Source organism: Mesorhizobium sp. M7A.F.Ca.CA.004.06.1.1 (assembly GCF_003999135.1).
Taxonomy (GTDB): Bacteria; Pseudomonadota; Alphaproteobacteria; order Rhizobiales; family Rhizobiaceae; genus Mesorhizobium.
Window position 1 is genome coordinate 1 of record NZ_RZPQ01000258.1, and the last position, 7,232, is coordinate 7,232.

At 60.6% G+C, this 7,232-nt stretch carries 6 protein-coding genes and 2 pseudogenes; all 8 read left to right on the forward strand.

The annotated features are described in order from the left end of the window. Positions 1 to 816: pseudogene (locus EN906_RS16795) on the forward strand (replication-associated recombination protein A); the annotation flags it as partial. A gap of 171 nt (positions 817 to 987) precedes the next feature. Next, entirely contained in the window at positions 988 to 1,818 is an 831-nt protein-coding gene (locus tag EN906_RS16800; RefSeq protein ID WP_127268773.1) for an aspartyl/asparaginyl beta-hydroxylase domain-containing protein, read from the forward strand. A gap of 160 nt (positions 1,819 to 1,978) precedes the next feature. After that, positions 1,979 to 3,637, forward strand: a complete 1,659-nt coding sequence (locus tag EN906_RS16805) for a hypothetical protein (RefSeq protein WP_127268772.1) — start codon at positions 1,979 to 1,981, stop codon at positions 3,635 to 3,637. Positions 3,638 to 3,708: 71 nt separating this feature from the next. After that, positions 3,709 to 4,083 (forward strand): fluoride efflux transporter CrcB, encoded by a 375-nt coding sequence (crcB, locus tag EN906_RS16810; protein WP_127375267.1) that lies wholly within the window; start codon positions 3,709 to 3,711, stop codon positions 4,081 to 4,083. Between the two features lie 62 nt (positions 4,084 to 4,145). After that, complete coding sequence (locus tag EN906_RS16815; protein ID WP_127375268.1) at positions 4,146 to 5,126, forward strand: RluA family pseudouridine synthase; 981 nt, start codon at positions 4,146 to 4,148, stop codon at positions 5,124 to 5,126. A 47-nt stretch (positions 5,127 to 5,173) separates the two neighbouring features. Beyond that, positions 5,174 to 6,046 (forward strand): DMT family transporter, encoded by an 873-nt coding sequence (locus EN906_RS16820; protein WP_164748929.1) that lies wholly within the window; start codon positions 5,174 to 5,176, stop codon positions 6,044 to 6,046. 12 nt (positions 6,047 to 6,058) lie between these two features. After that, positions 6,059 to 6,850 (forward strand): ATP12 family chaperone protein, encoded by a 792-nt coding sequence (locus EN906_RS16825; RefSeq protein ID WP_127270981.1) that lies wholly within the window; start codon positions 6,059 to 6,061, stop codon positions 6,848 to 6,850. Positions 6,851 to 7,040: 190 nt separating this feature from the next. Next, a pseudogene (locus EN906_RS16830) lies at positions 7,041 to 7,232 on the forward strand (MHS family MFS transporter); the annotation flags it as partial.

Consider the following 7,232-nt stretch of genomic DNA (forward strand, 5'->3'; position numbering starts at 1 on the left):
TTCCATTCGCTTGGCGAGGAGAGCATCTCCAAGCTGATGGTGCGGGCGGAGGAGACCGAGGGCAGGGCGCTGCCGCTCGACGACGAGGCGCGGACCATGCTCATCCGCATGAGCGATGGCGACGGCCGGGCCTCGCTGACGCTCGCGGAAGAAGTCTGGCGGGCAGCCAAACCCGGCGAGGTCTTCGATCCCGAGGGACTGCAGCGCATCGTCCAGCGCCGCGCGCCGATCTACGACAAGGGCCAGGACGGCCATTACAATCTGATCTCGGCGCTGCACAAATCGGTACGCGGTTCAGACCCTGACGCGGCTCTCTACTATCTCGCACGCATGTTCGATGCCGGCGAGGATCCGCTCTATCTAGGCCGCCGGCTGGTGCGCATGGCCATGGAAGACATCGGCCTTGCCGACCCGCAGGCGCTTGTCGTCGCCAATGCCGCCAAGGATGCCTACGACTATCTCGGCTCGCCCGAGGGCGAGCTGGCTTTTGCCGAGGCCACCGTCTATCTCGCCACCGCGCCCAAATCCAACGCCGTCTACAATGCTTTCAAGGCTGCCACGCGGGCCGCGAAGGAACACGGCTCGCTGCTGCCGCCCAAGCACATCCTCAACGCGCCGACAAAGCTGATGAAAGAGGAGGATTACGGCGCCGGCTATCGTTACGACCATGACGAGCCGGATGCCTTTTCGGGGCAGGATTATTTTCCCGAGAAGATGGGCCGCCAGACCTTCTATGATCCGCCCGAGCGCGGCTTCGAGCGCGACATCAGGAAGCGGCTCGACTATTGGGCGAAGCTGCGCAAGGAGCGGGAGTAGCAGGCTTGCGTGAGGCCGTTGGCCAGATCCACCAGGCAGCCAGCCGGCCACGATAGCAGGGCCGTTGTGTGGTAACCCAAAAAACCTTATCAAGGCGCACGACCGGGCGGTGGTCGTTGCCGTGATTTGGGCACTTCATTCGCAACAGGATCGCGCTCCGCGCGTGGAAAAATGACAAAAACCCTTCGCAAGTCCCTTCGCAAATTCGCCATTGCCATCCCGCTTCTCGCCCTTGGCTTCTATTTCATTCCCATCCTGACGACGATCTTCATCATCTGCGGCCTGATCGACGTGCTGCGCAACGACCGCAAGGATCTGTCGCTGTTCTCAGGCTATTTTCTCGGCAACGGCCTGTTCACCTGGCTGCTTTCGCCGTTCAATCTGCTGGTCGACCTCTTGTGCTACAGAAATCCAGGTGTCTGGAAGCTGGAGCAGTTTCCCGCCGACTATCAGCGCGAGGTCAACGAGGTCCTGGACATCTTCAAGGCGCGCAAAGATGAGATCATTGCCGATATCGACGCCAATTTCGGCGCCGGCCGGCGCGGCATGTATGTCTACCAGTGGTACGGTAAGCACAGGATCGACAACGTCGCCGAGTTCAACAAGGACTTCAAGTACATCAAGACCATAGCCGTTTCCGTCTTCAGCAAGCGCGAATCGACGTCTTGGCATTTCGGCCCGCTGCGGCTCAGCCTGCGCATCCTCTACAATCTGATCCCGGTTAAGTCGGAGATTTTCGTCGAGTGCGGCAACGTCAAGAATTATTGGTACGACAATCCGCTGTTCATCTTCGACGACACGCTGCTGCATCGCTCGGTCAACGAGTATGACGGACGCCGCTACTGCGTCTTCATGGACATCATCCGGCCGTCTCCGGTTCCCAGACTGATCGCGGGCATGCTCTCAATCGTCTCGGTCAGCGTCGAGCGCATCAATTCCATGTTCTACAAGAACTGGAAGATGATCGGTTCGACCAAGCCGAAGAATGCCGGCACGACCTGAGCTTTAGAAAACCGGCGCTGCCGGCGGCATTTGGGTGCTCTGCGTGTGAGACTTGGCCATCCTTGTGGCCGCTCATGCGCCGGAACGGCTCCTGGCTGCATGAACGGCGGCCCCGGGCTGACTTTGACAGTTCTGCCTCTTCTCCTTCTGGCGGCTTCAAGTGACGAAGAACAGATCTCTCGGATTTTGGGCAACGACATATGTGTGCACCGCTCTGCTGGGAGTTGCTCTTGCTCTCACCTATGTAGGGCTTGAGCAGCCTGTCTATTACTGGGACTTCGCTGCCTATTTCGACACGTTCAGCCGGCAAGGCACGCTCTTGATTCAGAGCCCTCTCGAGTGGCTCAGCCATTTGAGGACCTCGATCGCCACGGATGACTACAGTGCGGCGATCCTGGTGCCGCTGATGCCGTTTCACATCATTTTTGGCGATTCGAGGTTTTCCTATATCGCCGGAATAGTTGCTGTTTATCTGGTCCCGACCGCTCTTCTCATCGGCAGAATTAGCTATCTGGAGGCGGCGACCGGGACGTCTTCATGCCGAAGCTGGCTCACCGTATGGATTGCGGCCTTTCTCTACACGCCGTTCTGGGCGGCGACGCTCCGTGGGTTGCCTGACATTGCCGGCTGTCTCGCGCTTTGCGCGGCAACCTATTTTCTCTGGAAATCGAGGTTCCTGACCCATGAACCGGTGATCAGCGGAATACGTGTCGGCGTATGCCTGTGGTTGGCGTTCGTGCTGCGCCGCTGGCACGCCTATCCTGTCATCGGGCTCGGAATTTCCGCAGCCTTCTTCTGTTTTCTGCAGGTTGCCAAAGATCGGGACTTTCCGGCACTCCGCAATGCCGCCGTCGGAGGCCTGTGTGCGATCCTCGTGGTTGTCGGAGCCGCGCTGACCTTCCAGCAACCCTTGATCTTCAAGATACTGGGAACCAGCTATGGCGATCTTTACAGCGGATACAAGACGGACTTCGTTTCGCAGATTGTCCAGGTGGGATCCCGGCTCAGCTATGTGAACTGGCTGTTGATCGTATTTGGCCTTTACATCTCCATTATACGCCAAAACAGATTTTCCCTGTTCTGTGCCGTTGCTTCGGCACTCACCTTCGTCCTCTTCACCCGCATGCAGGACCCGGATCGCCATCATTCGGTGCCGGTATTTCTTTGGCTCTTTCCTACCTACGCCCAGGCAATCGTTGCGATCGTTTCGATGCCGGCACTGAGATCGCGATGGTCGAACGCCGCGATAGCCGTTGCCGCCGGGCTGGCGTTTTTCGGTACTTTTTTCCCGACTGGCCGCCAGGTTCTGTCGCCGATCAGCTACGTCTTTGCCAGGGAAGCCACGCTCCCGCTGCACCTCGACAATCTTCCAGAATACAGGCGCCTTATCGATGACCTTCTTGGAAAGATGGGACCTGGGGACCGGTTGTCGGTGTTTGCATCCAGCGGGATCATGAGCGATTCATTGCTGTATGAAATGGACAAGGACCTTTACCCTCGCATCGAGTGGGCTTGTCAGGTCGATAGTCGCGATCGATTCAGACCGGCGGCGTTGAAGTCCAAATACGTTGTCGTGACCGACCCGCCCGTTATCCATCTGCAGCAGGGCGCGCAGCTCTGTGTCTCGATACCGGACCAATACATCGTCGAGGGCAAAGGCATTGGCGCAGCATACAGGCGCATAGCGGCTTACCAGCTGTCCGGCGACGTCAAGGGCTACCTCTACGAACAGGTGCGCCCTATCGGCAAAACGGAGGTCGATGACCTCTATAACGAGTTCAGGAAAAAATATCCGGGATGGGCAACGCCTGAGTGGTGAGCTCGATCTGCGTGCGGTTGCGCCCGCAACGAGGGATTGACGGGGCAGCCGTGCGGGGGCAGTAAACGGTCATGTTCAATCTGTTTCTCGTCGTCGTCGGTGGCGGCATCGGTGCCGGAATTCGTCACCTTACCAACATCGGCGCGCTGCGTTTTGTCGGCCCCAGCTATCCCTGGGGCACGATGGCCATCAACATCATTGGCTCCTTCGCCATGGGGCTGTTCATCGCCTCCATGATGCGCCGTGGCGGATCGAACGAGGTCAGGCTGTTCGTTGCTACCGGCATTCTCGGCGGCTTCACCACCTTCTCCGCCTTTTCGCTCGATTTCGCGACGCTGTGGGAGCGGGGAGCCACGCTGCCTGCGCTGGCTTATGCCCTTGCCAGCGTCATTGGCGCCATTACCGCCCTGTTTCTGGGACTTTGGCTCGCAAGAAGCCTGCCTTAGTGCTATTGCCGCGCCAAGAACAGGCCGAGCTTCGCTCGGGAAACGGATAAGCGACAAAAAACATGGCAGGCGTTGAACAGATCACGGTGGAGGCCGGCGAGGCGGGCATGCGGCTCGACCGCTGGTTCAAGACCCATTTCCCGGGCCTTGGTTTCGGCCATTTGCAGAAGCTTCTGCGCTCCGGCCAGATCCGCGTCGATGGCGGACGGGTCAAGGCCGACACCCGTGTCGAGCCCGGCCAGATGGTTCGCGTCCCACCGCTCGAGGTCGACAAGAAGGGCGAGAGTGCGCTGACCGGCCACTCGATCCGCAACCAGGGCGATGCCGATGTCCTGTCGAAAATGCTGATCCATGAAGATCCCAAGGTTTTCGTCTTCAACAAGCCGGCGGGCCTTGCGGTGCAGGGCGGCTCGGGCGTCACCCGCAATGTCGACGACATGCTGGAGGCCTGGCGCAGCCAGAAGGGCGAGAAGCCCAGACTGGTTCACAGGCTCGACCGCGACACTTCAGGTGTTCTGGTCGTCGCCCGCACCCGGCTGGCCGCCATGAAGCTCTCGGAAGCGTTTCGCGCCCGCGAGACCAAGAAGACCTATTGGGCGCTGGTCAAGGGCGTGCCGCCCAAGCGCGAGGACAAGATCTCGACCTGGCTGATCAAGGAGCCGACGCCGGACGGTGACCGCGTGCGTGTCGCCGCGCATGGCGAAAAGGGCGCCGATCACGCCGTCTCCTACTACCGCATCATCGAGCAGGCTGCGCAGACGATGACCTGGCTTGAAATGGAGCCCTATACGGGCCGCACCCACCAGCTTCGTGTCCACGCCGCCTACATCGGCTGCCCGATCCTGGGCGATCCGAAATATTTCGAGGCCGACACCAACTGGGACTTTCCAGGGGGCATTAAAAACCGCCTGCATCTGCACGCCCGCCGCATCATCATTCCGCATCCCGACAAGGGCGTCATCGATGTCACCGCGCCAATGCCGCCGCACATGCGCCAGAGCTGGAACCTGATCGGCTTCGACGACGCCAGCGCGGAGGACTGATCGTGAGCGGCGCCAGTGACGCGCTCGACCGGCGCGACACGGTCGACATGGCCGCCGCCGCCATCATGGTCGGGCTGACCTTTTCCTGGGGGTTGAATTACGTCGCCGCCAAGATCTCCTACGCTGGTTATGACCCGGTCTTCCTGTCGATCGCGCGCTCGATCATCGGCGGCCTGTGTGTCTTTGCCTGGTGCCGGTGGCGCGGCATCGCGCTTTTCACGCGCGACGGGACCTTGCTCGCCGGCATCGTGGTTGGCGCGCTTTTCGGCATCGAGTTCCTTTGCCTTTATGTCGGCCTGGAGCATACGACCGTTGCCCGCAACACGCTGCTGGTCAACACGATGCCGTTCTGGATGCTGCTCGGCGGCCATTTCCTGCTCGGTGAGCAGATCACATTGAGGAAATTCCTTGGCCTGCTGCTGGCCTTTGCCGGCCTTGTCGCGGTGTTTTCCGACAAGCTTGGCGGCGGCGGAGACATGCTGTTCGGCGATCTGCTGAGCCTCGGCTCCGGATTCTTCTGGGCTTTGACCAACATCCTCATCAAGCGGTCGAAGCTGGTCGAGGCGAGCGCCGAGAAGCTTCTGCTTTACCAACTCGCCGGGGCAGCGATCGTCGGCATATTGGTGCTGCCTCTCGCCGGCCCGCCCGTTCGCGACCCGACCGTGCTGCCGACCTTGGCGCTGCTCTTCCAGGCTGTCTACATCGTCGCCTTCACCTATGTGCTGTGGTTCTGGCTGTTGCGGCGCTATCCGGCGTCAGGCCTGTCCAGTTTCACTTTCCTGTCGCCGGTTTTCGGCGTGCTGTGCGGCGCCATGTTCTTGAATGAGCCGCTGACCATGCGCATTTTCCTGGCACTTGGCCTGATTGCCGCCGGCCTGATCATCGTCAACCGGCCAGTGCGCAAGCTGACGCCGGTGTAAGAGAGACCTTCTATGCGTGACATCCTCAACGACCTTGAAGCGGGCAAATATCTTTCGGATCCGGATCCGGTGCGCCGCGCCCAAATCCAGATGAAGACGCCTCTGCCGAAGCGCTTCTACAAGACCGTCTCGGTCGCGCCGGTCGAAGGCGGCTTTGCCGTGCATCTCGACGGCAAGCCGGTGCGCACGCCGGGCAAGGCGCTGCTGGCAGTGCCTACCGAGGCGGCAGCCGCGCTCGTCGCCGACGAGTTCGCCACCCAAAGCGAGACCATCAATCCGGTGACCATGCCGGTGATGCGGCTTGTGAACACCGCCATCGATGGCGTCGCCAGCGACCCGCAGGCGGTGCTGGAAGACATTCTGCGCTTCGCCTCGTCCGATCTGCTCTGTTACCGCGCCGACGCGCCGCAAGGGCTGGTGGAGCGGCAGAACCAGCATTGGGACTCGGTGATAGACTGGGCGAGGGGAACACTTGGGGTGCGCTTCAATCTCGCCGAGGGGATCATCCATGTCGAGCAGCCGCGCGAGACCATCGCGGTGCTGGGCAGCCATCTTGCCCAGCGAACAGAGCCGCTGCGTCTCGCCGCCATCCATGTGATGACGTCGCTCACAGGTTCGGCGCTGCTGGCGCTGGCTGTCGATTTCGGCGAGATCGACGCTGAGGCTGCATGGGCCGCGGCTCATGTCGACGAGGACTGGCAGATCGAGCATTGGGGGCAGGACGCCGAAGCCGTTGCCCGCCGCGCGGCTCGCAAGCACGACATGATGGCTGCTGTCGGCCTGCTGGAAGCGCTCAAGGGCTAAGGGTTTCCCAGTTCGCCCGGTTTCATCCCGCAGCGCACCTAATACCAAAGTCATAATCCCAAAGACGCGCTGCCTTTGGCGGGCGCTTTCTGTCATTTTTCCCGAATGGCTGTCGTTGAGTCCGTGCTCGGAGGAGAACGCGGACGGTGTCGCGCAGCATCGAGAACGGGTCTCACGGGAGGATAACGAAATGGCAATAGCATCGACCGCCGGCGGAGCAAGCCGCGCCATGACGCGGGAGGAGAAGAAAGTCATCTTCGCTTCCTCGCTCGGCACCGTTTTCGAATGGTATGATTTCTATCTCTACGGCTCGCTGGCAGTGTTCATTGGTTCGACCTTTTTCAGTCCAGCCATCCCGGAAGCGACCCGCAATATCTTCGCG